Genomic DNA, 25,211 nt, shown 5'->3' on the forward strand with positions numbered 1-25,211 from the left:
CCTATTTTGCCAGCTGATGAAAGGCTTCTGAAACTGTCTGGTCAATAGAAATTCCCTCTGCCACTTTTCCTTCCCCCTCCGGACATTTCTCCAGATGAACCAGATATTCGATATTTCCTTCCGGTCCTTTAATTGGAGAAAATTCCAGATTCAATACGTTAAATCCAATAGACTTTGCATAATCGATCACTTTTTCTATTACTTCTTCATGAGTAGACGCTTCCCTGACAACGCCTTTCTTTCCGACTTTCTCCCGTCCGGCTTCAAACTGTGGCTTAATAAGAGCAACAATCTGCCCGTTTTCCTGAAGATAATTCCGGATCGGCTCAAGCACTTTCGTAAGGGAAATAAAAGATACATCAATAGACGAAAAGTCTATTCTTTCTCCCAAATCTTCCGGCGTCACATAACGGATATTTGTTTTTTCCATGCAGACAACCCGCTCATCCTGCCGAAGCTTCCAGGCAAGCTGACCTCTCCCCACGTCAATGGCATACACCTTTCTCGCTCCGTTCTGCAGCATACAGTCCGTAAATCCTCCTGTAGAAGAGCCTACATCTGTACAGACTTTCCCTTCCACAGAAACATCAAAATTAGCCATAGCCTTTTCCAGCTTCAATCCCCCTCTGCTTACATAGGGAAGCGTATTTCCTTTTACCTCAATCTGCACTTCCTCGGAAAAGGAGGCACCGGCCTTATCCTCCCTCTGTCCGTCTACAAATACATTTCCGGACATAATAACGGCCTTAGCCTTCTCCCTCGATTCGGCAAGATTTCTTTTTACAAGTAAAACATCCAAGCGTTCTTTCATTTTCTCTCCTCTTCCTGCTGAAGCTGAACATATTCTGTAACGATCCTCTTTGTCATAGAATCGGCATCCAGAAGCACCTCCCGACGAAGGAGATCCACGCTTCCATGTTCAATATAATCATCCGGCAAAGCCAGGCTAAGCACCTGCACCGGAATATGATTTTTCAGAACATAATCCGATACCCGCTCGCCAAAGCCGCCGCACAGGATATTTTCTTCAATTGTTACGATCAAACGATGAGTCTTCGAGAGCTCATCGATCATTTCCCCGTCAAGAGGCTTTACAAACCTTGCGTTGATAAGGCTGCAGTTATAGCCGATCTTTTTGATAGCTCTCCGGGTTTTTTCAGCCTCCTCAAACATATGTCCCACACTGATCAAAGCAATGCCTTCTTCTTCATAGATCACTTCGCTTTTCCCATAACAGATTGGGGCGCGGTATTTTTCATAGCCGTCATAAGCTGTGCCTCGTGGATAGCGTATTGCAACAGGGCCGTCAAATTGCACAGCAAACCTTAGCATATCGGCAAGCTCCCATCGATTTTTAGGGGAAATGACCGTCATATTAGGAATCCCTCCAAGATAAGACAGATCAAAGATTCCCTGATGGGTCTCACCGTCACTTCCCACCAGACCTGCCCGGTCTACTGCCAAAACTACCGGAAGATTCTGAAGCCCTACATCATGGATCAGCTGGTCGTACCCCCTCTGCAGAAAGGAGGAATATACTGCAAATACCGGATGCATGCCTCCGGCTGCCAGTCCGGCTGCAAATGTAACGCCATGTCCCTCGGCGATACCAACATCAAAGAACCGCTTCGGGAAATATCTGGCAAATGCCGAAAGTCCTGTGCCGTCTGCCATAGCCGCCGTAATGACCGCCACATTCGGATCATGTTTCCCGATATCACAGATTACCTTAGAAAAAATATCGGTATATGTATCTTTGGATGCTTTCTGCAGCGGCTCTCCGGTACTGATGTCAAAGGGTCCTGTTCCATGGAACCGGGATGGATCCTTCTCTGCCGGCGCATAGCCTTTTCCTTTCTGAGTCAGAACATGGAGAAGGACGGGCCCTTCTACTTTCTTTGCTTCCCGGAAAGCCCGGCAGAGCATACTGATATCATGCCCCGGGATCGGTCCAAGATAAGTAATTCCCATATCTTCAAAAAGCATCCCGGGAACCACAAGCTGTTTGATGCTGCTCTTTGTTCTCCTGATCTGCTCAATCATATGATCGCCCACTGTGGGAATTTTATGAAGAGCGTTTGTGACTCCCTTTTTCAGTCCCGTATAGAAATCAGCTGTCCGAAGCTGCGCAAGATAATTGGACATGCCTCCCACATTTTCTGAAATGGACATGTAGTTATCATTGAGAACAATAATAAAATTCGTTTTAAGATGCGCCGCATTATTCAGCGCCTCGTAAGCCATACCGCCTGTCATGGCTCCGTCGCCAATCACAGAAATCACACTGTAGTCTTCACCCTTAAGATCTCTTGCCTCTACATAGCCAAGACCTGCCGATATGGATGTAGAACTGTGTCCGGTATCAAAGGCATCACAGGGACTTTCTTTCCTTTTAGGGAATCCGCTCATCCCTCCGTATTTTCGCAGTGCGTCAAATCCTGCTCTTCTCCCGGTCAGTATTTTATGGGTGTAAGACTGATGCCCCACATCCCAGATCATTTTGTCTTTTGGCAAAGTAAAAACGCGGTGCATGGCAATGGTAAGCTCTACAACTCCTAAGTTTGAAGCCAAATGTCCCCCGGTGAGACTGATCTTCTGAATCAGAAATTCCCGGATTTCCCCGGCAAGCTGATCCAGCTCTTCCATATTTAATTCTTTAATATCATTTTCTTTTTCGATCCGCTCTAACAGCATGGCAATGCTCCTTATTTTTCCCGATGGATAAGCTCCTCAAGAAGCCAGGTAAGATAGCCTTTTTCCCCCGGAAGGGTCTCAAGTATCCTGATGGCTTCTTCAGACTCCCTCTCTACGATTTTTTTTGCTTCCTCTATTCCAACCAATGTTACGTAGGTTGTCTTTTCATTTTTTTCATCGCTATGCACCGGTTTGCCAAGAGTCTCACTGGTACTTGTCACATCCAAAATATCATCCTGTACCTGGAAAGCAAAACCGGTTTTTGCTGCTATTTTTTCCGCCTGCTTTATTTCTTCTTCCGAAGCGCCTGCAAGAACAGCACCAATCATCATGGATGACTCGATCAGCGCCCCTGTCTTCAGAGCATAAATGAAATCCAGCTTCTCCCTGGACAGCTTATGGCCTGTTTCCCTGACATCCGTCACCTGACCTCCGATCATCCCGTAAACCCCTGCCTTTTTTGCAAGAATCCCCATTGCTTTTCCAATCAGAAGACTGTCCTCCGGGAAATCTGCAAAAGCGGTAGCCGCCGTTTCAAAAGCATAATTCAAAAGAGCATCTCCCGCAAGGATTCCCATATCTTCTCCATAAACTACATGGGTTGTCTTTCTCCCTCTACGATAGTCATCATTGTCTATGGCCGGCAAATCGTCATGGACAAGAGAATACGTATGGATCATCTCAATCGCGGCCATAAAGGGATATATCAGCTTTTCCTTTCCGCCGAAAAGATGATACATTTCCTGCATCAGCATAGGCCGTATCCTTTTTCCACCAGCCATCAGACTGTATTCCATAGCCTCCATAATGATTTTCTGGAAACCTTCCTTCTTCGGAAGATAGGCCTGCAAAATCTCCTCGATCTCTTTCACTTTTGCTTCCCTTGCCTTTTCAAACTTCATCTGTTCAGAATCCATGGCTTTCTCCTTCTTCATCCAATATCTGAATTTGTTTTTCTACACGGTCAATCTTATCACTGCAGGCTTTCAGAAGATCAATTCCTCTGTGATAAAGACGGAACGATTCCTCCAGCGTCACTTCCTGCTCCATTGCCTCCAGCACCTGCTCCAGCTCCTGAAATTCCTCTTCCAGAGTACGCTCTTCTTCCGGCTGCTGTATCTGTTTATTACTCTCGTCCATAAGACGCCTCCCTTATCTTTTCTGCTCTTACATGTATCTGGCCGTCAGTCACATAAACATCCAGTTCCTGACCGGGACGCACCTGCGATACACTTTTCACAGCTGCTTTTTTTCCATTTTCTGTCTGTTCCACATAGGCAAAGCCTTTTCCCAATTTTTCAACCGGAGAAAGGCCTCTGATCCGCTCCGCACAGAGTGCCAGACGATGACGGTTCCCCTCCATACGCTTTTCCATAAGCTGCCGAAGCGTATCTTCTGCATCTGCAAGTCTCTGCTTTTTCTGGATCAACGCCACTCCCGGATGCAGATATTTTAATCTGGACGCATACTGGTCTTTTTTCAGACGAGCCAGTTCCAGCTGACGTCCCATATTTTTTCTAAGCTTTCTGCCATATTCATCTATCTGCCCGGCAAACAATCTGTAATCCCACACAGCCAGCTCTGCAGCTGCCGATGGAGTGGGCGCACGAAGATCCGCCACAAAGTCGGCAATCGTGGTATCTGTTTCATGTCCTACAGCCGAGATCACAGGAACGCTGCAATGGAAAATCGCCCTCGCCACGCTCTCCTCATTAAAAGCCCACAAGTCCTCGATAGAACCTCCGCCTCTGCCAACGATCATTACGTCCACTCCGGCTTTTTCCAAAACAGAAATCCCTTTTACAATGCTTTCTGCCGCACCTTCCCCCTGTACCTGGGCCGGATAAAGAAGAAGCTGCACATAAGGATTCCTTCTTGCAGATATATTCATGATATCCCGGATGGCCGCTCCGGTGGAAGCCGTAACTACACCGATCCGCATAGCAAAAGCCGGTATCGGCTTTTTATATTCTTCTGCAAACATTCCCATCTCTTCCAGTTCCTTTTTCAAGGCCTGAAATCTTTCATAAAGGACTCCCTCTCCGTCCAGCCGGATTTCTTTGGCATAAAGCTGATAAGTCCCGTTTCTTTCATAAACACTGACAGACCCCAGCACAATAACCTGCTGTCCTTCGGACATACGAAAAGAGAGCCCGCTCCGCTGCCCTGCGAACATGACACAGGCAATCGTTCCGGACTCATCCTTCAGAGAAAAATATATATGGCCTGACGTATGATATTTACAGTTTGATACCTCGCCTTTCACGTAGATCCGATTCAGCATAAAATCCTGTGTAAACATATTACGGATATATGCGTTTACCTGTCCGACTGTGTACACATTTCCCGCCATAATATACACACCCTCCAGCTATACCGCCAGCTTTGCAAGGACACCGTTTACAAAAGAGGGACTTTCCTCTCCTCCAAACCGTTTTGCAAGTTCCACTGCCTCATTGATCGCAACAGATACGGGCACATCATCATCCCATTTCATCTCATAGACCGCCAGCCTAAGCAGTGTAAGATCCACTTTGTTCATTCGTGTTGTCTTCCATCCGCTTGCATGTTCATTGATCAGAGTATCGATCTCATCCTTGTGGTCTGCTATAGCCCACGCTTTCTTCTGAATGTATTCTTTATCTTTCTCCTCCATCTGCTCAAGCTGTTCAAAATACAGTCTTACCTGTTCCGGCATCTCTTCTTTTTCATTAAATTCCAGTCCGAACACCATTTTGAAAATATGTTCCCTTGCTTCTGACCTTCTCACTTACACTTCCTCCGGAATATCTACTCCTGCAACACGAATATTGACATCAGCCACGGTAAGACCTGTCATATTCTCAATTGCAGTCTTTACTTTCTCCTGCACTTTGCCGGAAACTTCCAGCACATTGTAACCATACTGAAGATTCAGTTTCAGTGATACGGTTACAATTCCTTCCAGCACATCTACTTTCACACCTTTAGATAAGGATTTCATCCCAAGACGGCTGATCAGCTCTTTTGTTGCATTGCCGGACATAGAAGCAACTCCCTCTACTTCCATGGCTGCAAGACCTGCAATAATCGCAACAACTTCATCGGCAATCTTTACTTCGCCGAGATTTTCATCCTCTTTTATTGTATAGGTACTTCTTTCTTCTTTTCCCATTCTATTGCCCTCCATTTATCACGTTTTGTTTTTGGCTCACATTACAACTAGTAATATACATTATAACAAATTTATATTCAAATGCCAATATTCTTTCCAAAGTCCCTGTCAGGAACGGCCAAATTCGGAGAGGATCAGACCTTCATTCCTGTCCTGAGTCATTCGGATACTCCACTCATTGACAAAAAGGAGCAAAGGACGATCCTTCAGGTCTTTAATCTTCTTCATGTCTGATGTGCCCGTCAGACGGTCCAGATCCAGATTTTCATTCTCGATCCACCGGATATACTCATATGGAAGGGGATCCAGCCGGATCTCCACCTTGTATTCATTCTCCAGCCGGTATTTCAGAACGTCAAACTGAAGGACACCTACTACGCCCACAATGATTTCCTCCATTCCGGTATTATACTCCTGGAAAATCTGGATAGCTCCTTCCTGTGCGATCTGGGAAATTCCTTTGATAAACTGCTTTCTTTTCATAGTATCCACCTGACGCACTCTGGCGAAATGTTCCGGCGCAAATGTAGGGATTCCTTCATAGACCGCTTTCTTATCGGATCCTGTAAGTGTGTCCCCAATGGAGAAGATTCCAGGATCGAACACTCCTATGATATCTCCTGCATAGGCATTTTCAATAATCTTTCTCTCGCTTGCCATCATCTGCTGCGGCTGGGAGAGGCGCACCTTACGGCCTCCCTGAATATGCTGCACTTCCATGCCTGCTTCGAATTTTCCTGAACAAATACGCATGAAAGCAATACGGTCACGGTGAGCTTTATTCATATTCGCCTGGATTTTAAATACAAATGCGGAAAAGTCTTTTTCCTCCATAGGATCGATCTCTCCCTGATCTGACATTCTGGGCAGCGGAGAACTTGTCATTGCCAGGAAATGCTGCAAAAAGGTTTCTACGCCGAAGTTTGTCAGCGCTGATCCGAAAAATACCGGTGACAGTTCCCCTCTACTCACAAGCTCCTGGTCAAAGGCAGCTCCTGCTCCATCCTGAAGCTCTATTTCTTCTTCCAACTGAAGTCTCTGGGAATCATCGATCAGCCATGTAATCTCGGGATCATCGATCTTTACCTTTTTAACTTCCCCCTGGGCAGTTCCTTTTTTCGTGTCGGAAAAAAGCTCTACTTCTCTTTTTTCGCGGTCATAGACTCCTTTAAAGTTCTTTCCTGATCCAATAGGCCAGTTTACCGGGCAGGTTGCAATACCAAGCTCATTTTCAATATCGTCCAGCAGCTCAAAAGTGTCCATCGCTTCTCGGTCCATTTTATTAATGAAAGTAAAAATAGGAATATGACGCATGGTACATACTTTAAAAAGCTTTCTTGTCTGCGCCTCCACGCCCTTGGAGGCATCAATCACCATTACCGCTGAATCAGCGGCCATCAATGTACGGTAGGTATCCTCCGAGAAATCCTGGTGCCCCGGAGTATCCAGAATATTGATACAGTAACCGTCGTACTCAAACTGCAGAACGGATGAAGTAACTGAGATTCCTCTCTCTTTTTCAATCTCCATCCAGTCTGATACCGCATGCTTTGCTGTAGCCTTTCCTTTTACACTTCCTGCCTGATTGATGGCTCCTCCATATAGAAGGAATTTTTCCGTCAACGTCGTTTTACCTGCATCCGGGTGAGAGATAATGGCAAACGTCCGGCGTCTCTTTATCTGTTCTTTCATATCCTTTGTTAACTCTGACATCGTTTCAATCTCCGTTTTTCTTCTCAATTTCCGGCCACATGGAAGTCCCTTCCAACTTGCCCGGCACACCAAGATAGTGTAACACAGTTGCAGCCACATCTGCAAATGTATTTCTGATTCCCAGATCATGATTTTTTCTGACATGCTCCCCGCTTATCAAAAGAGGCACGTATTCTCTGGAATGATCCGTGGACGGCGTTCCCGGATCACAGCCGTGGTCAGCCGTAATGATAAGAAGATCGTCCGCTTTCATCCGTCCTCGGATTTCCGGAAGAAAGGTATCAAATTCCGACAGAGCCTTTGCATATCCTTCTATATCATTTCGATGTCCGTATATCATATCAAAATCCACAAGATTCACAAAACAAAGTCCTGTAAAATCTCTTTCCATATATGCAAGCAATTTTTCAATTCCGTCCCGGTTGCTGACCGTACGCTGTGCCTCTGTAATCCCCTCTCCGGCAAAAATATCTATAATCTTTCCTACGGAAAGCACATCCATACCCGCCTTCTGAATATACGTAAGCATTGTATCTTTCGGAGGATGTACGGAAAAATCATGTCTTCCGGCCGTGCGGACAAAATCAGGCCAGGTTCCGGTAAAAGGCCTTGCTATGACCCGTCCCACATTATGCTCTCCAGTTAAGATTTGTCTTGCAATCCTGCAGTATTCATAAAGTTTTTCCGTCGGAACAATATCCTCATGAGCTGCAATCTGAAATACACTGTCTGCTGATGTATAGACAATAAGAGCGCCGCTTTTCATATGCTCCCGTCCGTAATCTTTGATGACCTCTGTTCCGGAATAAGGACGGTTGCAGATCACCTTCCGCCCGGTCTTCTCCTCAAAAGTCTTTATCACATCTTCCGGAAATCCGTCCGGATACACCGGCAGAGGACGCGTGGAAATAATCCCTGCGATCTCCCAATGTCCTGTTGTAGTATCTTTTCCGCAGGACGCCTCCTGCATTTTCCCATATGCTCCTTCCGGAATGATCCCGGATCGTTTCTTCATGCCTGTCCCCCTGATAGACGACAGTCCCAGCGCCTCTGCATAAGGCATATGAAACGCCGGATGTTTCGACACTGTTCCAAGGGTATTGCTGCCTTCATCTCCATATGCCGCTGCATCCGGCGCTTCCCCTGCTCCCACACTGTCCAGTACAATAATAAATACTCTTTTTCCCATAATTATGCTCCTCCGCATTTTCTGCTCTGATTATACCCCTTTTATATGCCCGGTTCAATGAATTTCCGGCAGATAAACGTCCGAAAACAGGCAAAAAAGCACCGGAGCATGGGATTCTGCCCCTGCCTTTCCGGCATTTCAAAATCCCATGCTCCGGTGCTTTTTCGCGTTCTTCAGACTCCTTCACCATCTGCCGCCCCATAAGAACAACAAGGTTCATATTGCTTTTCGTACTCTCCTGTCACTTTATCGCTCCAGTAAAAAGTCCGTATTTTTCCAAGGTATGCATCTTCTGTCCCTCGTTTTCCGCTTCTTGTTACAATCGTATTTTCGGAAATCATATCTTTGCAGCTGCTTCCTTCCGTAGAAATCATATCTACAGGTTCTTTCCCTTTATAGAGCTTTACTGTTACGGTAGCCTGATTGTCTATGATAAGCCCTTTCCACTGGCGGTTGTATTTTTCAATCTGATATCCCTCATTTGGACATGCGTTTTCCTCTCCGCATATCAGATAATATCCTCCGGCCGGAATGGTCCCTGCCAGATCAATAAATTTTTCTTCCCGTATACCGTCGCTGCTTATGGTTGAACCCGCCATTCCTTCGATTCTTCCGGAACTGTAGCCCAATATGTATCCTTCCAGAGAAATGTCCTGTGTACCCGGATTATACAGTTCTATAAAATCATTGGAAAATACGCCTTCCTTACCTCCAGCGCCGTAAAATTTCGAAATGACAACCGTACTTTCCTTCTCTGCCCCATCTGACTGAAGGCTGTACATTCCAGCCAGACTTAGCGCAATAACAGCTGTTGACAAAAGCTTCCACGCTGCTTTTTTCAAAACTGCATTTTCCTTTGAAGTCATCTTGCTCATCCCCTTCTCATTCATCATTAGAAACCTTTTCTTTGCTGCTATTTTACACTATCTTTTTGAAATCTCCGGGTTCACACTGTTAAATCTCTGTAAAATTTACTCCGCTTCAGCATGAACCGGGGTAATAACAATATTCTGCGCGGCCACTCCCGTTTTTCTTGTAATAATATCCTCGATCTGCGCCCGGTTTGCGTCAGTAAGCTCCGCTGCATCCACCACAACATCTGCGCTGTCTGAAGTCAGACTTACTACAGCTTCTGAAAACCCTTTGGATGCAAGCAATGTCTCTGCCGCCGCTTCTTTTTCCGCCAGATCCGTCATCTCAACCATCTGATTTACCGCTTCCGTTTTTTGTTCGTCGCTTAAGCTTTGATTATCAATGATCGCCAGAAGATCTTCCTTATTCTTTGCCCTCACCTGTTCTCTTGTGACCTTAGCTTCCGCCACGACTGCGCTGGCCTCTCCACTGGTAAGGACCGCTTCTCCCGGCGTACCCTCCACCGTCCCGTCATCTGCCGCTTCCCCATCCTGACTTTCAATATCTTCTGTATTTGCTGTCACATCTTCTTCTGAAATATCCAGAAGTTCCTGGTTTGCCAGTTCGCCGCTGGTCTGCGCCGCATCATCTTTCTCGCCAAAAAGGCGCCCGGAATAATTAAGATATCCGGCGGCCGCGATCATAACTGCAAGTGCGGCAATAATAATCTGATTTTTTCTGAATATTTTTTTCACTTTTCTCCTCCTTATTTTTCATTGAGCTTCATTACCTTAATTTTATGCGTGTCTACTCCAAATAATGCTTGGACTGCTTCCGTTATATTCTGTACCACAACTCCCTTATCCCCTCCTTCCGCGATCACTACAACCCCCTCTACTTTCGGACTTAACTCTTTTGTCACATAGGGCGTCCCTCCTTCCCCCTGCTCCTCCTCTCCATATACGGTAACTACATCTGAGGAGTTCCTTACTGTAGAGCGGACTCCGCCCTGGCTGTCTTCCTCCGTTACATTTTCACTCTCTGTCTGGCTGTCCTTTTCAATGACCTTTTCTGCTGTGGATCCCAGAGTCACCATAACTTTTACCTTCCCAACTCCCGACACCCGTGACAGGGTGTCTTCAAGCCGTGTTTCCAGATAATCAGCATAACTTTCTCCATCCGTTTCTGACATTCCGGCAATCCTCCTTTCTTCTGCCATCCCCTCTTCATCCGTCTCCCCTTTCGATACAGGGAGGGCTATGACCAAAAGGAGAACCCCGCATAAAAGGAGGATCACCAGACTGTCCTTTTTTGGAAATTTTCTCTGTCCTAATATTTTCAAAAAGCGCTCCCCTATTTTTCCTCTTTTTTCACCTTCCAATCTGAATCTCCTCCACCTTAATCTCCGTTTCCTCTTCTCCTGCTTTCCCGACTTCTCCGGTTCTTTGCTGTCCCATATCTCCAGGATCGGCGCCTGCTTCTTCGATCCGTTCTACCGCTTCTTCATAATCACTCCCCTCATAAATCTTCCGTATGTCCTCGCCCATTCCTGTCAGCTTCCAGACAGGTGTTAAAAGGAGGATGACAAGAAGCGCTCCCGTAAAAAAACGAATGTATTTCTGGTATCCCTGATTTGGGATAACATGCATCAGAATTGTAATAAGTATCATAAAATAGGCAATACTTTGCATCCAATCATAAAGATACTGGAACATGTATTTTCCCCCTCTTTCTTTTATACGCTGCTTGTCGTTGCCGCAACAATTGCAATGGTTATCAAAAAAAGAATCCCTGCCGTAAATATCATGCGCATCAGGAGCTGACAGCCATCCGCCATTCCTCCAATACAGCCGGTAAGCCGTTTATCTGCCACCGGCTGCACTAAAGCTGCCGCAAGTTTATAGAAAAGTACCATTACTCCAATCTGGATAAGGGGTGCAAGGCACAATGCAAAACATATGACCGCTCCGGCTGCTCCCACTCCGTTTTTCACTACAACAGCCGTTCCCAAAATCACTTCCGCGGTTCCGCTTACAGCGTCTCCGATACCGGGGATCGCTTCCACGCCTCTTGCCACTGCGCTCCTTTTCACACTGTCCACAGCAGGCATGATCAGCCCCTGTATGGTATTCAGCCCGATCACACATGCAAGCATCGTTTTCAGTGTCCAGGATACCACTGTTTCTATCAGCTCTGTAAAGCGTGACAGATATTCTTCTTCCGAAAGATAGTTGAGCACCTTCATCATCATATAAATGTGTATTACCGGCAAAAGGAAACCAATGATCAAAAGTTCAATCAGGAAGATCAGTAATAAAATAAGATTATAAAAAGCCGCTGCCGTAACGCTCCCCTTTGCCAGAGAAACTGCCAGAAAATATACCGGACACAATGCTTGCATGAAATCAGCGAGGAGCCGGATTCCATCTTCCGTCCATTCTGCAGCACTCTGAAATGCATTCAGACAAAGAGCGATCATCAACATGTACAAAATATAAAAACTGATATCTGAAATCTGCCTGGAATCGAATACATCTGCAAATTTTGTAAAGATCGCTGCGATCAAAGCAATCAAAAGCATGTGTATTAAGCTTTCCCGATTTACCTGAAACGCATAAGTGAGCTGATCTGCACACAGTCTTTTTAAAAGGTCCGCCGAAACAGAGAGATCCCCTGACAGGATCTGGAGCACTGTCTCTCCAAAATCCAGCTTTTCATCAGGAAACAATCCCTCCAATTCCCGATTAATATCGTCAAATTCCAGTTTCTCCTCCATGTACGCCCGAACGTCTCCTGCTTCCGTCTCCTCATATTCTGTTTCCGCTTCATATTCCGCTTTTTCATTTTCCGCAATATCAGCCGCCTTAACCGGTATCTCTTTGCTCCCCCACAGGAAAAAGAAGGAAAGAAGCAGTAAAGTTACGCCGAATACCCTTGCTATCTTTCGTCTCATGCCAAAAAATCCCTTATCATTTCCAAAAGGGCCAGGATTACCGGCAATCCCAGAACCAGAACCACTGCCTTTCCGAAAATTTCAATCTGCTGTGCGATCGTCTGATATCCGGCATCCCGGCATATGGCAGAAGAAAATTCCGCCACATATGTAATGCCCAGCATTTTTATCAGCATTCCTGTATAAGCAGGCGCAAGGTCAATATATCCCGCAATTTCCTCCATAATATCAAGCACCACTGTAAGTCGGCTTAAAATGCCCAAAAAGATGATAAGGCTGATTCCCGCACATATATAAATCCCGTATTCTGTTTTTCCTCCCTTGAACTGTATTGCAAGTAATGCCCCCGCCACGCCCAGGAGACCAATCTGCAGCATACTCATTTTTCCCCTTCTTTCCTTGTGTTTCCCTGCTTCTTAGGATCTACAGCGAAAACAACTCCTGTATCGCTGCAAACAGATCATAAATATAAGGAACGATCCAAAAGAGTACCAAAAGCAGTCCGGCAAGACTGGTGAGAAAGGCCTGTTCCTCCCTTCCGCTGTGTTTCAGTACCTGACTTAACACCGATACCAGTATTCCCACAGCTGCTATTTTAAAGATCAGATTTACTTCCATGAATGCCTCCTTATATCAGCAGTATTGCCAAAAATATTCCCCCGGCGGCTCCCAGAACCCGGTACAGCTTTTTCTTTGTATGCAGACTCTGACGCTTTTCCGCCCTTAAGATCTCCAGCTGTTCTTCATACATTTTCAAATGGGTCAGCTGCATTTGTGTATCTGCATTGCCCAAATATTTTCCCAGATCATAAAGTCTTCTTTTCTCTATATCGCTAATGGACAGATCCGCCAGGCATTCTCTGGACGTCTTCTCCCAGATACATGCAAAGCTTCCGCTTTCCTTTGCATTCATCCTTTGATGCATTTCCAGCATCCAGCTCTTGTACGGCTCCTGTGCTGTCCGTGCAATGCTGCCAAAGGCTTCTGCCAGAAAGGCTCTGGCATAACGGATTTCCCCCTGCAGCATACTGCTGATCCTCTGAAGTTCTCCCAGCTGCCGGTATTCCTTTTCCAGGTCCTCTGAAGCTCTCCATCCTATAAGGAAGGCTGAAGCAATAACAAGAGTCCCTCCCACCGCCTGCAGCATCATATCTTCTTCTCCATAAGTTTCCCGTTTTCATCATATATCCCCTGGATCTTCGCCTTCCCTTCCAGTATGATATATCGTTCAAATCTCTTTTCTTCCATCATTTTCCCCGACACAGGCTTTCTCCTAAGTTCCTCGATTGAGGCACCATGCATGGTAGCCAGCATTCTGCATCCGCAGTGCATGGCATATTCGATGGCATGTACATCTTCCCGGGCGCCAATCTCATCTACTGCAATAACCTGGGGAGCCATAGATCGGATCAGCATGATCATCCCTTCTGCTTTCGGGCATCCATCCAGTACGTCCGTGCGGATGCCAAGATGATTCTGTGCCACTCCCATATAGCATCCGGCAATTTCCGATCTTTCATCCACTACCCCCACTGTCATCCCTTTTATATATTGGTTGCCGTCGGATATCTGCCGTATCATGTCCCGAAGGAGCGTGGTCTTCCCGCACCCGGGCGGCGATATGATCAGCGTATGCTTAAGCTGGCGTCTGCACAGAATGAAGGGAAACACCTGATCCGCGCATCCTTGTACCTCATGAGAAATGCGGATATTTACCGAGGAAATATATTTCAGATTCTTTACCTGTCCTTTTTCCAGGATTGCCTGTCCTGTCATGCCTACCCGGTGTCCTCCTTCAATCGTAATAAACCCCTGCCTCATTTCCTCTTCATAAGCATAGAGGGAATAATTGCTGGCGTAGTCAATGGTCTCCCTGACGTCCTCCGCTGTCACGATATAGGGATGTCCTCTTCCAGGAATGTATTCCTCCCCTCCGCATCTCATCAGAAGCGGTTTTCCGGTTCTAAGCTTGATCTCCTGAAGTCCCTCATAAGTATCAATCTCCTTCTCTATCATCTCTCTGACCCTGCCGGGAAGGATTTTTAAAACTCTGTTTTTTTCCATCTTTGTCCACCTCTTTAACCCATATATATGTAAGGCAGAGCATTTTATTACAAGAAAAAAGGCCATATGCATTCGCATATGACCCTCTGTCATTTTCTCTTTTTCTTATTCTGCAACGTCCTTCATGCTGAAGGAGAAACGTCCCATCTTATCTTTTCCAAGGCATACAACCTTTACTACATCTCCAAGTGTCAGTACATCTTCCACCTGTTTTACTCGTTCTTTGGAAAGCTTGGAAATGTGAACCATTCCCTCTTTACCTGGGGCAAACTCAAGGAATGCACCAAATTCTTTGATGCTGACCACTTTGCCTTCCAGTACCTGTCCGGCTTCAAAATCACTGACGATGATCTCGATCAGACGTTTCGCCCTCTCCATTCCTTTTGCTTCTGTTCCGCAGATGGATACAGCGCCATCGTCTGTGATATCGATCTTAACTCCAGTCTCCTCAATAATAGCGTTGATTGTCTTCCCTCTCTGGCCTACTACATCGCCAATCTTCTGAGGATCGATCTGCATCTGGATGATCTTCGGAGCATACGGTCCCACTTCCGGTCTCGGCTCGCTGATTGCCTTTGACATAACCTCATCAAGAATATAGGTACGCGCTTTCTTTGTAGCGGCGATTGCTTCCTCAATGATCGGTCTTGTCAATCCATGGATCTTAATATCCATCTGGATTGCTGTAATACCCTTATGTGTACCAGCCACCTTGAAGTCCATGTCTCCAAAGAAGTCTTCCAGTCCCTGGATGTCGGTCAGTACAAGATAATCGTCATCTGTATCTCCTGTCACGAGACCTGCGGAAATTCCTGCAACTGCAGAATGGATCGGTACTCCGGCAGCCATCAGAGACATGGATGATGCACAGATACTTGCCTGTGAAGTGGATCCATTGGATTCGAATGTCTCTGATACAGTACGGATCGCATATGGAAATTCATTTTCATCCGGAAGTACTGGAACAAGGGCGCGCTCTGCTAAAGCCCCATGGCCGATCTCACGACGTCCCGGTCCTCTGGACGGTCTTGTCTCACCTACAGAGTAGGACGGGAAATTATAGTGATGCATATACCGCTTGGATGTCTCTGCCTCGTCCAGGCCATCCAGTCTCTGTGCCTCTGCAAGAGGAGCCAGAGTCGTAATAGTACAGATCTGTGTCTGTCCTCTTGTAAACATAGCAGAACCGTGTACTCTTGGGATCAGGTCGATCTCTGCTGAAAGAGGACGGATCTGGTCAATTGCTCTTCCGTCCGGACGCTTATGATCTTTCAGGATCATCTTACGTACCGTTTTCTTCTGATACTGATATACTGCCTCCGGAAGTTTTGCCAGCCACTCTTCATTATCTGCAAAGGCTTCTTCCAGTCTATCTGTAATCTGGCGGATGTTTTCCTCTCTTGTCTGTTTGTCATCTGTGAAGACTGCTTCTTCCATCTCCTGCGGAGTTACGATCTCCCGGATCGCTGCAAACAGTTCTTCCGGAACTGCAAAGCTTTCATAGGAATGCTTCGGCTTACCGCATTCTGCCACGATCTGATCAATAAATGCGATCACCTTCTGATTCAGCTCATGAGCTGCATAGATTGCCTCGATCATGCGCTCTTCCGGAACTTCGTTTGCTCCTGCTTCGATCATGATCACCTTTTCCTTCGTAGAAGCAACGGTAAGGGAAAGTTCTGAAACTTCCTTCTGTGCTGCTGTCGGATTGAATACAAATTCTCCATCAACCAGTCCTACCTGAGTAGTGGAAATCGGACCGTCAAAAGGAATATCTGAAATACAGGTTGCAATTGCTGCTCCCAGCATAGCTGTAAGCTCCGGTGAGCAGTCCTGATCTACAGACAACACAAGATTTTCCAGTGTAACATCATTCCGGTAATCTTTTGGGAAAAGAGGACGCATCGGGCGGTCAATCACACGGCAGGTAAGGATCGCATTTTCAGATGCTTTCCCCTCACGTTTGTTAAATCCTCCCGGGATCTTTCCAACTGCGTACATTCTCTCATTATATTCTACACTTAAGGGAAAGAAATCAATTCCCTCACGCGGCTTTTCTGACGCTGTGGCCGTACACAGCACTGTCGTATCCCCATAGTGCATTAAAACCGCACCGTTTGCCTGCTTTGCCACTCTGTCTACATCCACGCACAGAGTTCTTCCGGCTAATTCCATTTCATACTTCTTGTACATGTCATTCTCCTTCATCTTACTTTTATGCTGCAGCAGGCAATACCGAAACTACTGAAAAAAGTATTTGAGACAAATACTCTTTTCAGTGGTCTCGGGATTTTTCTCCCGCTCGCAGTCTAAAATATTATAGCATATACAGCTCTCATAAGCAAGAAAAAAGGGTGTCATACGGACACCCTTTTCCTAAGCCCTTTGAAATACCGGACAAAATTATTTTCTAAGTCCAAGTCTTTCGATCAGTGCACGATATCTTTCGATATCTTTCTTTCTAAGATAAGCCAGAAGACCTCTTCTTTGACCAACCATTTTCAGAAGTCCTCTTCTGGAATGATGATCCTTCGGATTTGCCTTGAAATGATCTGTCAGGTCGTTGATTCTTGCTGTCAGAATTGCGATCTGCACTTCCGGAGATCCTGTATCTCCTTCTCCTCTTCCGTATTCAGCAATAATCTGTGCTTTCTGCTCTTTTGTTATCATTTTGTTTTCCTCCTTATATTCTTTCTACTTGGCCTGCATTAAGTAATGGTCGGAGTGATCCAGTTACCGAACACCGGCTGTTCATACCTGCCTAGTATAACACAGGACTTCTGTATTGTAAACCTTTTCTTCAAATACTCTTCGCTTTTACCCAGATGCTTTTTCAAGCAGCCTTTTCTATTCCGGATATCCGGCCTTTTCCGCAAAAAACGCTTCGGCATGTGCAATATCTGCATTTACCTGATTTTTCATATCCTGAACATCTGCAAATTTCTTCTCCGGCCTGCAAAAATGCCTGATACGGATCTTTGTTTCTTTTCCGTACGCATCCCCGCTGTATCCGATCAGATAACTTTCCACCAGCATACGCCCGCTGTCTGTCACAGTAGGTTTCACCCCTACATTTCCTATAGCATTGTACCAGATTCCGTCCATACAAATCTGCCCTAAATAAACGCCATTGGGCGGGAGGAGTTTCTCTTGGGGAGGCGCCACATTAATTGTGGGAAAACCCAGGGTTCTTCCAAGCTGTTTTCCGTGTTCTACGATCCCTGTCACACTGTACGGATATCCAAGAAGAGTCTCTGCCAGAGACATATCCCCTTCTTTGAGTGCTTCACGGATATAACTGCTGCTGATCACACGTTCTCCATACCGTTCCTTCTCAATTACTTCCAGGTGATATCCGTATTCTTCCTGGTATTTTTCCAGCATACGCACATCTCCCTTCTTCCCATGACCAAAGTGAAAATCCGTTCCCACCACGACATATGAGGCATGGAAGGTATCCGCCAGTATGTCCCGAATAAAATCCTCGGCTTCCATTTCACTGAATTTCTCGGTAAATGGACAGTCTACCAGAAAATCAACCTTTCCTTCCAGATGATCTGCCCTTTCCTCCTTTGTCATCAGCACTTTACCGGGCATGTGCATCCTCTCGCGAAGAGGAAGCATATCAAAAGCACATACAATGCTTCTTACCCCTTCTGTCTTTGCATATTCACGTACTCTTTCCACCAGCTTTTGATGTCCTCTGTGAAGCCCGTCAAATTTTCCCAGCGTCACAGCACTTCTCTCTCCACAGCTGTAGGATTCAATTCCTCTTATATACTGCATATCTATCCCTTCCATCGTCGTCTGCTTCTATTGCCTGTCATTTAAAAACATCTTTTCTGTCTCAAATCGTTCTGTCTTCCCGCTGTACCGGTAAAGCGCAATAAAGTTTCCCTCTCTGTTATACATTCTCACCAGCTCTTTATCATCGGGTTTTTCTTTTAAATGAGGGATGAAAAAACTGTTGCCATTATACAGAAACCTTTCTTCCTCTTTTCCTACAGTGATCTTACGATACTTTCTGAAAAAATGGTCAACCGGAAGAAGGATTTCATTAAGTGTTCCTTCCTCCATATGATTCTGTATTTCTCCCAGAGTAAGGCTGTTTTCAATGGACAGTTCCCCCACCCTGGTTCTTTTCAGTTTCTCCATGCATCCTCCGGTTCCAAGTACACCGCCAATATCATTGCACAGTGTACGAATATAGGTACCTTTGGAACAGGAAACCTCCATCCATACCCGGGGAAGTTCTATCTTTTCTATCTTTATGTCATGGATCACAACTTTCCTTGCGGAGCGTTCTACTGTCTTCCCTTCCCGTGCAAGTTCATACAGCTTTTTCCCATTTACTTTGAGCGCTGAATACATAGGCGGTACCTGTTCATATTCCCCCTCAAATTTCAGGATTGCTTCTTTCACTTGACTTTCTGTCAAATGACTGACAGATCGACTCTCCAGACAGCTGCCGGAAACATCCTGTGTATCTGTCGTCTGACCAAGAAGCAGCACCGTCCTGTATGTTTTGCTTCTGTCTGTCAAAAGACTGCATATTTTTGTAGCACTTCCGAGGCATATGGGAAGGACGCCTTCCGCATCCGGATCAAGCGTCCCTGTATGGCCGATTTTTTTTTGTTTCGTAATTCCCCGAAGTTTTGCAACAACATCGTGGGAAGTGTATCCCTTTTCTTTATACACATTTAATATTCCGTGTATCATCTGTTATGCCTCACTCTTTGTTTTCTCTTTTGGTCCAAGCTGCAGTGCAATCTGCTTTGACAGATTGTTAATGACATCATGTACCGTTCCCGGCATAGTGAAGCCCGCAGCTCGCACATGTCCGCCTCCGCCGAAGTACCTGGCAATCCTGCTCACATCAACCTTTTCTTTGGAACGCAGACTCACCTTATATACATTCGGTTCCAGCTCATACATAAAAATTGCGACCTCTACTCCTTTTGTCACACGAAGCTGGCTGACAATTCCTTCCAGCTCTTTTGCAGTCACACCATAAAACTGCATGACTGCCTTCGTCAATGAAGTGAAAATACACGCCCCATCCATAAACACAATACTTTCCAGCAGCGCTCGCCCCAAAATCTGATTCTGTGCATATGTTTTTTCATAAAAAGTATGCTCGATCAGTGCCGGGGCGTTGATCCCCCTGGAAAGAAGATCTGCCGCCGCCCTCAACGTATCCGGACTTGTGCAGGAATACTGAAATACACCGGTATCATGAACGATCCCCATATAAAGTGCTTCCGCCACTGTTTCCTCAATCTTCTCCTTATCCAGCAGACGATATACCAGCTCTGAAGTGGAACTTGCATCCGGCACAATATAATTTTCATCCGCAAATTCAGTGTTGCTGATATGATGGTCGATACATAAAGTGGTTCCGGCATTTTGGAATAATGGGACGGAAAATCCAAGTCTTTCTTTGTCGCCGCAGTCCAGACAGATAAACAGATCATATTGTTTCTCCTCCGGAATGCTGTGCCGTATATGTTCAGTTCCTCTGATTACCTGGAATGTCTCCGGGATTTGTTCGAGATAAAGATCAACTTCTATATTCTCATAGTTTTGTTTCAGGTAAAGATACAGCCCTGTGCAGGAGCCGATACAGTCCCCGTCCGGACGCTCATGGCCTCCGATTGCAACAGAAGTCTTACCCTTCAGGATTTCCTTCCATTTATTTTGATTCATCCGCATCTCCTTTTGAATCCAGACCTTTGGTTACATCATCAATCTTTTTTGACATATTTACGCCGTACTCAATGGACTGATCCAGAATAAAGCGTATTTCCGGAGTATTTCTCATATTCAGACTATGTGCGAGTTCCCGGCGGATATATCCTTCTGCACTCTTAAGGCCCGCAACTGTGTCCTCCTGGGCTTTTTTGTCCCCGAGAACACTGATATAGGCTTTACATGTTTTCAGATCAGGAGCAACCTCCACCGCAACCACAGAAGTCCAGGGAGCGATCCTGGGATCCTTGATCCCTGATCGCAAAATATTGGAAAGCTCCTTTTGAACTTCTGTATTAATTCTTGTATTTTTGATACTGTTTTTTCTCATTAATCTTTCATCTCCTTTCGGAGGACAAGGCAAAACCCTATCTTGGGATTTCTACCATTTTGAAGGATTCTACCTGGTCACCTTCTTTGATATCATTATAATTTTCAAATACGAATCCGCATTCGTATCCTGCTCTTACTTCTTTTACATCATCTTTAAATCTCTTCAGGGAAGCAAGCTTTCCGTCATAGATCACAATGCCGTCACGCATAATTCTTGTCTGGCAGTCTCTTTCAAATGTACCGTCCAGAACATAAGCACCTGCAATTGTTCCCACACCGGAAGCTTTAAATGTCTGACGCACTTCAGCGTGGCCAAGTACTTTCTCCTCAAATACCGGATCAAGCATACCTTTCATAGCTGCTTCCACGTCTTCGATCGCATTATAGATAACACGATACAGACGGATGTCAACTCCTTCTCTTTCAGCTGTCTCTTTGGCTGTTGCATCCGGACGGACATTAAATCCGATAATGATCGCATTGGATGCCGATGCAAGGCTGACGTCAGATTCATTGATCGCTCCGACTCCTCCGTGAATGATCTTCACAACAACCTCATCATTTGACAGTTTCAGAAGACTCTGCTTGATAGCTTCCACAGATCCCTGCACATCTGCCTTTACAACGATGCCGAGTTCTTTTAAGTTTCCTTCCTGGATCTGCGTAAACAGATCATCCAGAGAAAGCTTGGATTTTGTTTCTTCCAGAAGCTTCACTTTACTCTGAGAAATGAATGTTTCCGCAAAGTTTCTTGCCTCTTTCTCATTCTTGCATCCCACGAAGACTTCTCCTGCATTAGGAACATCGTTCAGTCCGAGAATTTCCACCGGCATGGACGGTCCCGCTTCTTTCACACGTCTTCCTTTATCGTCCATCATTGCTCTTACTTTTCCGTAAGCGCTTCCGGCTGCAATAGGATCCCCTACTCTTAAGGTACCTTTCTGTACGAGTACGGTTGCCACGGATCCTTTTCCTTTATCCAGCTGCGCTTCTATTACAAGCCCTCTTGCGCGTCGGTTCGGATTGGCCTTCAGCTCCAGCATTTCCGCTGTCAGGATCAGCATTTCCATAAGATCTTCCAGCCCTTCTCCCGTTTTTGCGGAAACCGGAACAAAAACAGTACTTCCGCCCCAGTCTTCCGGGATCAGCTCATATTCTGCCAGCTCCTGCTTTACTCTGTCAATATTGGCGCTTGGCTTATCAATCTTATTGACTGCAACCACGATCTCTATACCTGCCGCTTTGGCATGGTTGATCGCCTCCACTGTCTGAGGCATAACACCATCGTCTGCCGCCACAACAAGAATGGCGATATCTGTAGAATTAGCGCCGCGCATACGCATTGCAGTAAACGCTTCATGTCCCGGCGTGTCAAGGAACGTAATCTTTTCTCCGTTTACTTCTGCCACATATGCACCGATATGCTGTGTGATTCCTCCGGCTTCTCTGTCAATCACATTTGTGTGGCGGATTGCATCAAGAAGGGAAGTCTTTCCATGGTCAACATGCCCCATAACACAGACAACCGGAGGACGCTTTTTCATCTTCTTTTCGTCCTCTTCATCCTCTTTCAGAAGTTCTTCAATAACATCCACTACTTCTTCTTTCTCACAGAGAATGTCAAATTCCAGCGCGATTTCTTCTGCCGTTTCATAATCCACTTCCTGATTCACTGTAACGATCTTGCCCTGCATAAACAGCTTTTTGACAATAGCCGACGGAACAACTTTCATCTTATCAGCCAGCTCCTGAATAGTCAGCACTTCCGGAATCACAATAGATTTGATCGTCTCTTCCTGTTTCTGCTCTTTATGCTGAGGTTTTTGCATCTGCGGTTTCTGTTCCTGCTTCTGCTTTCTTCCCTTTGGCATTCTGTCTTCATCATCGTTTCTGTAATCTTTTTTCTTATAGTCGTCTTTGCCTTTATTCTTATTTCTCTGCGGCTTCTGTCCTTCCAGAGCCGGCGCCGGGATTGACTGTCCGCGTCTTTGCTGACGGTCTTTATTATCCCCGAATCTTCCGCCCTGATCTCTCCTGTCTTCTCTTCTATCATCTCTTCTGTCGCCAGATGGTCTTCCTGTGCCTCTTCCGCGGTTTCTGTCGCCGGGCTCTCTTCTGTCTTCTCTTTTCTCTTCTCTTCTGTCATCTCTTCTGTCACCGGACGGTCTTACCGGACGGCCCTGACGCTGGCGGTCTGCCTGCCCAAAGGACGGACGGCCTCCCTGGGAGCGCTCTTGCTGACCCTGTGCAGGACGATTTCCTTGCGGACGCTCTGCCTGATTCTGTACCGGGCGGCTTCCCTGGGAACGCTCTGCCTGACCCTGTGCAGGACGGTTCCCTTGCGGACGCTCTGCCTGATTCTGTACCGGGCGGCTTCCCTGGGAACGCTCTTGCTGACCCTGTGCAGGACGGTTCCCCTGCGGGCGCCCCTGACGGTTTCCGGGTTTGCTGTCCCTTAAATTCTGCGGACGGAATACATGAACGATATTCTTTTTCTTCGGCCCTTCTTCTTTCTTTTTCCCGAATGCCTTGCGAAGCATCTCAGTATCTTCGTCTTCCAAAGCACTCATATGGCTTTTAACTTCTATATTTTTTTCTGCAAGAAACTCCATCAGCTCTTTGCTTGTTTTGCCGAGTTCCTTTGCAAGTTCATATACTTTGATTTTTGACATACAACCTACCTCCTCTATGCAACTTCTGTTATCTCTTAAGCATCCAAATGTCTCATAATTCCTTTTGCAAATCCCGCGTCCAATACCGCAAGAGATGCTCTGAACTCTTTTCCCATTGCATGGCCCAAGGTATCTTTATCTTCGTAAAAATAAATTGGAACATGATAATAATCGCACATATTCCGGAATTTTTTCTTTGTATTCTCGGATGCATCCCCGGCTACAATTACCAAAGCAGCCCTTCCGGTTTTCACTTCTTTTTCCGTACAAAACTCTCCGCTCACTGTTTTCCCGGCTTTAGTTGCCAGACTGATCATGGACAGCGCTTTATTCTGTATCAATTTCTCTCATCTCCCTTTCCAGTGTTTCATACACTTCTCTGGGAATTGCCTGTTGAAAAGACCGTTCCAGGCCTTTTCCCTTTATTGCTTTTTCCAGACATGCTCTGGAAGGACACAGGTAAGCGCCTCTCCCATTCTTTTTTCCGGTAGCATCCAGTAAAAACTCTCCTTCAGAGGTTCTGATAACCCGAAGCATTTCCTTTTTACTCTTCATTTCCTGACACCCTACACATTTGCGCATAGGAACTTTTTTGTTACTGCTCAACTTATCACCTATTCTTCATATTCCTGAAATTCGATTTCTTCTGCTTCTTCCTGGCTGTCGTAATCTTCTTCGTAGGATTCCGGATACTCTTCTTCATAAGTATTTTCATCGTATCCGTCCTCGTATACTTCTTCTTCGTATACCCCTTCGCCAAGCTCCATATAATTTTCCGGAAGCTCTCCTGATTCAATGGCCTGTGTCTCGCTCTTAATATCGATTTTGTATCCGGTCAGACGTGCTGCAAGTCTTGCGTTCTGTCCTTCTTTACCAATCGCAAGAGAAAGCTGGTAATCCGGCACGATAACGCTTGCTGTCTTATCATCAGGATCAGCCATAACAGAAATTACCTTCGCGGGACTTAATGCGTTCTCGATCAAAATTCCCGGGTTGTCACTCCAGTTGATAATATCGATCTTCTCGCCGCGCAGTTCATTGACAATTGCGTTTACTCTTGCCCCGTTCATTCCGACACAGGCTCCCACGGGATCCACATCCGGATCGTTGGACCATACTGCAATCTTTGTACGGCTTCCTGCCTCTCTGGCAATGCTCTTGATCTCCACGATGCCGTCTTTCACCTCTGTCACTTCTGCTTCAAACAATCTCTTTACAAGCTCCGGATGGGTACGGGATACAAGGATCTTAGGACCTTTTGTTGTATTTTTTACTTCAACCACATACAGCTTGATTCTCTCGGTAGGCTTGAACACCTCGCCTTTTACCTGTTCATTTTCCGTGAGCATGGCGTCTGCCTTTCCAAGATTGATGCTGACATTTTTTCCGACATAACGCTGTACGATACCGGTTACAATATCCCTCTCTTTTTCAAAATACTGATCGTATACCACTTTTCTTTCTTCTTCACGGATCTTCTGAAGGATCAGGTTCTTGGCATTCTGTGTCGCAATACGGCCGAAGGATTTGGACTCAACCGGGATCTGTACAATATCGCCCAGCTCAAATTTGCTGTCGATCATCTTTGCGTCAGCCAGACTGATCTGCTCCACTTTATCCTCTACTTCCTCTACCACTGTCTTTTCCTGGATCAGCTGGTAATCACAGGTTTCTCTGTCCATGATCACCTTGATGTTGTCTGCTTTTCCAAAATGATTTTTGCAGGCATTGATCAGAGAATTTTCGATGGCATCCATCAGGGTATCCTTGCTGATGTCCTTTTCCTTTTCTAAAATATTCAACGCTTCTAATAATTCTGTGTTCATGTGACTTTCCTCC

At 45.8% G+C, this 25,211-nt stretch carries 28 protein-coding genes; all 28 read right to left on the reverse strand.

What is annotated here, in order from left to right:
- Position 1 precedes the first annotated feature (1 nt).
- A complete protein-coding gene (locus EUBC25_RS00170; RefSeq protein WP_230106245.1) occupies positions 2 to 811 on the reverse strand; it encodes a TlyA family RNA methyltransferase in 810 nt (269 codons plus the stop codon).
- Positions 808 to 2,694: a 1-deoxy-D-xylulose-5-phosphate synthase gene (dxs, locus tag EUBC25_RS00175; RefSeq protein ID WP_230106246.1), complete on the reverse strand. Its 1,887-nt coding sequence runs from the start codon at positions 2,692 to 2,694 to the stop codon at positions 808 to 810. Before dxs ends, EUBC25_RS00170 begins: the two co-directional genes overlap by 4 nt.
- Before the next feature lie 11 nt (positions 2,695 to 2,705).
- On the reverse strand, positions 2,706 to 3,611 hold the full coding sequence (locus tag EUBC25_RS00180; protein WP_230106247.1) for a polyprenyl synthetase family protein: 906 nt from the start codon (positions 3,609 to 3,611) through the stop codon (positions 2,706 to 2,708).
- Positions 3,601 to 3,834: an exodeoxyribonuclease VII small subunit gene (gene xseB / locus EUBC25_RS00185; RefSeq protein WP_230106248.1), complete on the reverse strand. Its 234-nt coding sequence runs from the start codon at positions 3,832 to 3,834 to the stop codon at positions 3,601 to 3,603. The genes EUBC25_RS00180 and xseB overlap by 11 nt, the downstream gene beginning before the upstream one ends.
- Entirely contained in the window at positions 3,821 to 5,047 is a 1,227-nt protein-coding gene (gene xseA / locus EUBC25_RS00190; protein WP_230106249.1) for an exodeoxyribonuclease VII large subunit, read from the reverse strand. The genes xseB and xseA overlap by 14 nt, the downstream gene beginning before the upstream one ends.
- A gap of 18 nt (positions 5,048 to 5,065) precedes the next feature.
- Entirely contained in the window at positions 5,066 to 5,464 is a 399-nt protein-coding gene (nusB, locus tag EUBC25_RS00195; protein WP_230106250.1) for a transcription antitermination factor NusB, read from the reverse strand.
- Positions 5,465 to 5,848 carry an Asp23/Gls24 family envelope stress response protein gene (locus EUBC25_RS00200; protein WP_230106251.1) on the reverse strand — a complete coding sequence of 128 codons (384 nt, stop codon included), beginning with the start codon at positions 5,846 to 5,848 and terminating at the stop codon, positions 5,465 to 5,467.
- A gap of 108 nt (positions 5,849 to 5,956) precedes the next feature.
- Positions 5,957 to 7,561: a peptide chain release factor 3 gene (locus EUBC25_RS00205; RefSeq protein WP_230106252.1), complete on the reverse strand. Its 1,605-nt coding sequence runs from the start codon at positions 7,559 to 7,561 to the stop codon at positions 5,957 to 5,959.
- 4 nt (positions 7,562 to 7,565) lie between these two features.
- Complete coding sequence (locus EUBC25_RS00210) at positions 7,566 to 8,750, reverse strand: phosphopentomutase (RefSeq protein ID WP_230106253.1); 1,185 nt, start codon at positions 8,748 to 8,750, stop codon at positions 7,566 to 7,568.
- Between the two features lie 173 nt (positions 8,751 to 8,923).
- Positions 8,924 to 9,643 carry a lamin tail domain-containing protein gene (locus EUBC25_RS00215; RefSeq protein ID WP_230106254.1) on the reverse strand — a complete coding sequence of 240 codons (720 nt, stop codon included), beginning with the start codon at positions 9,641 to 9,643 and terminating at the stop codon, positions 8,924 to 8,926.
- 78 nt (positions 9,644 to 9,721) lie between these two features.
- The gene (locus tag EUBC25_RS00220; RefSeq protein ID WP_230106255.1) at positions 9,722 to 10,357 is read right to left on the reverse strand and encodes a SpoIIIAH-like family protein; all 636 of its coding nucleotides are present in this window, start codon (positions 10,355 to 10,357) and stop codon (positions 9,722 to 9,724) included.
- Positions 10,358 to 10,368: 11 nt separating this feature from the next.
- On the reverse strand, positions 10,369 to 10,983 hold the full coding sequence (locus EUBC25_RS00225) for a stage III sporulation protein AG (RefSeq protein ID WP_230106256.1): 615 nt from the start codon (positions 10,981 to 10,983) through the stop codon (positions 10,369 to 10,371).
- Positions 10,973 to 11,317 carry a stage III sporulation protein AF gene (locus tag EUBC25_RS00230; protein WP_230106257.1) on the reverse strand — a complete coding sequence of 115 codons (345 nt, stop codon included), beginning with the start codon at positions 11,315 to 11,317 and terminating at the stop codon, positions 10,973 to 10,975. Before EUBC25_RS00230 ends, EUBC25_RS00225 begins: the two co-directional genes overlap by 11 nt.
- Before the next feature lie 20 nt (positions 11,318 to 11,337).
- Positions 11,338 to 12,555, reverse strand: coding sequence for a stage III sporulation protein AE (locus tag EUBC25_RS00235; protein WP_230106258.1), 1,218 nt, complete (start codon positions 12,553 to 12,555; stop codon positions 11,338 to 11,340).
- Positions 12,552 to 12,938: a stage III sporulation AC/AD family protein gene (locus EUBC25_RS00240; protein WP_230106259.1), complete on the reverse strand. Its 387-nt coding sequence runs from the start codon at positions 12,936 to 12,938 to the stop codon at positions 12,552 to 12,554. Before EUBC25_RS00240 ends, EUBC25_RS00235 begins: the two co-directional genes overlap by 4 nt.
- Before the next feature lie 40 nt (positions 12,939 to 12,978).
- Complete coding sequence (gene spoIIIAC, locus EUBC25_RS00245; protein WP_230106260.1) at positions 12,979 to 13,173, reverse strand: stage III sporulation protein AC; 195 nt, start codon at positions 13,171 to 13,173, stop codon at positions 12,979 to 12,981.
- Positions 13,174 to 13,183: 10 nt separating this feature from the next.
- Positions 13,184 to 13,705: a stage III sporulation protein AB gene (locus EUBC25_RS00250; protein ID WP_230106261.1), complete on the reverse strand. Its 522-nt coding sequence runs from the start codon at positions 13,703 to 13,705 to the stop codon at positions 13,184 to 13,186.
- A complete protein-coding gene (spoIIIAA, locus tag EUBC25_RS00255) occupies positions 13,702 to 14,619 on the reverse strand; it encodes a stage III sporulation protein AA (protein WP_230106262.1) in 918 nt (305 codons plus the stop codon). The genes EUBC25_RS00250 and spoIIIAA overlap by 4 nt, the downstream gene beginning before the upstream one ends.
- Before the next feature lie 105 nt (positions 14,620 to 14,724).
- Positions 14,725 to 16,812, reverse strand: coding sequence for a polyribonucleotide nucleotidyltransferase (locus EUBC25_RS00260; RefSeq protein ID WP_230106263.1), 2,088 nt, complete (start codon positions 16,810 to 16,812; stop codon positions 14,725 to 14,727).
- Between the two features lie 210 nt (positions 16,813 to 17,022).
- Positions 17,023 to 17,289 carry a 30S ribosomal protein S15 gene (rpsO, locus tag EUBC25_RS00265; protein WP_230106264.1) on the reverse strand — a complete coding sequence of 89 codons (267 nt, stop codon included), beginning with the start codon at positions 17,287 to 17,289 and terminating at the stop codon, positions 17,023 to 17,025.
- A gap of 177 nt (positions 17,290 to 17,466) precedes the next feature.
- Entirely contained in the window at positions 17,467 to 18,405 is a 939-nt protein-coding gene (ribF, locus tag EUBC25_RS00270) for a riboflavin biosynthesis protein RibF (protein ID WP_230106265.1), read from the reverse strand.
- A gap of 27 nt (positions 18,406 to 18,432) precedes the next feature.
- A complete protein-coding gene (truB, locus tag EUBC25_RS00275) occupies positions 18,433 to 19,338 on the reverse strand; it encodes a tRNA pseudouridine(55) synthase TruB (RefSeq protein WP_230106266.1) in 906 nt (301 codons plus the stop codon).
- A gap of 3 nt (positions 19,339 to 19,341) precedes the next feature.
- Positions 19,342 to 20,325: a DHH family phosphoesterase gene (locus EUBC25_RS00280; RefSeq protein ID WP_230106267.1), complete on the reverse strand. Its 984-nt coding sequence runs from the start codon at positions 20,323 to 20,325 to the stop codon at positions 19,342 to 19,344.
- Positions 20,312 to 20,698, reverse strand: coding sequence for a 30S ribosome-binding factor RbfA (rbfA, locus tag EUBC25_RS00285; RefSeq protein WP_230106268.1), 387 nt, complete (start codon positions 20,696 to 20,698; stop codon positions 20,312 to 20,314). The genes EUBC25_RS00280 and rbfA overlap by 14 nt, the downstream gene beginning before the upstream one ends.
- Positions 20,699 to 20,735: 37 nt before the next feature.
- Positions 20,736 to 23,372, reverse strand: coding sequence for a translation initiation factor IF-2 (gene infB / locus EUBC25_RS00290; protein ID WP_230106269.1), 2,637 nt, complete (start codon positions 23,370 to 23,372; stop codon positions 20,736 to 20,738).
- Between the two features lie 35 nt (positions 23,373 to 23,407).
- Complete coding sequence (locus EUBC25_RS00295) at positions 23,408 to 23,689, reverse strand: L7Ae/L30e/S12e/Gadd45 family ribosomal protein (RefSeq protein ID WP_465220975.1); 282 nt, start codon at positions 23,687 to 23,689, stop codon at positions 23,408 to 23,410.
- A 10-nt stretch (positions 23,690 to 23,699) separates the two neighbouring features.
- A complete protein-coding gene (rnpM, locus tag EUBC25_RS00300) occupies positions 23,700 to 23,927 on the reverse strand; it encodes an RNase P modulator RnpM (RefSeq protein WP_331471488.1) in 228 nt (75 codons plus the stop codon).
- A 59-nt stretch (positions 23,928 to 23,986) separates the two neighbouring features.
- Positions 23,987 to 25,198, reverse strand: a complete 1,212-nt coding sequence (gene nusA / locus EUBC25_RS00305) for a transcription termination factor NusA (RefSeq protein WP_230106272.1) — start codon at positions 25,196 to 25,198, stop codon at positions 23,987 to 23,989.
- Positions 25,199 to 25,211 lie beyond the last annotated feature (13 nt).

The organism is Claveliimonas bilis, assembly GCF_020892095.1.
Classification (GTDB): domain Bacteria; phylum Bacillota; class Clostridia; order Lachnospirales; family Lachnospiraceae; genus Claveliimonas; species Claveliimonas bilis.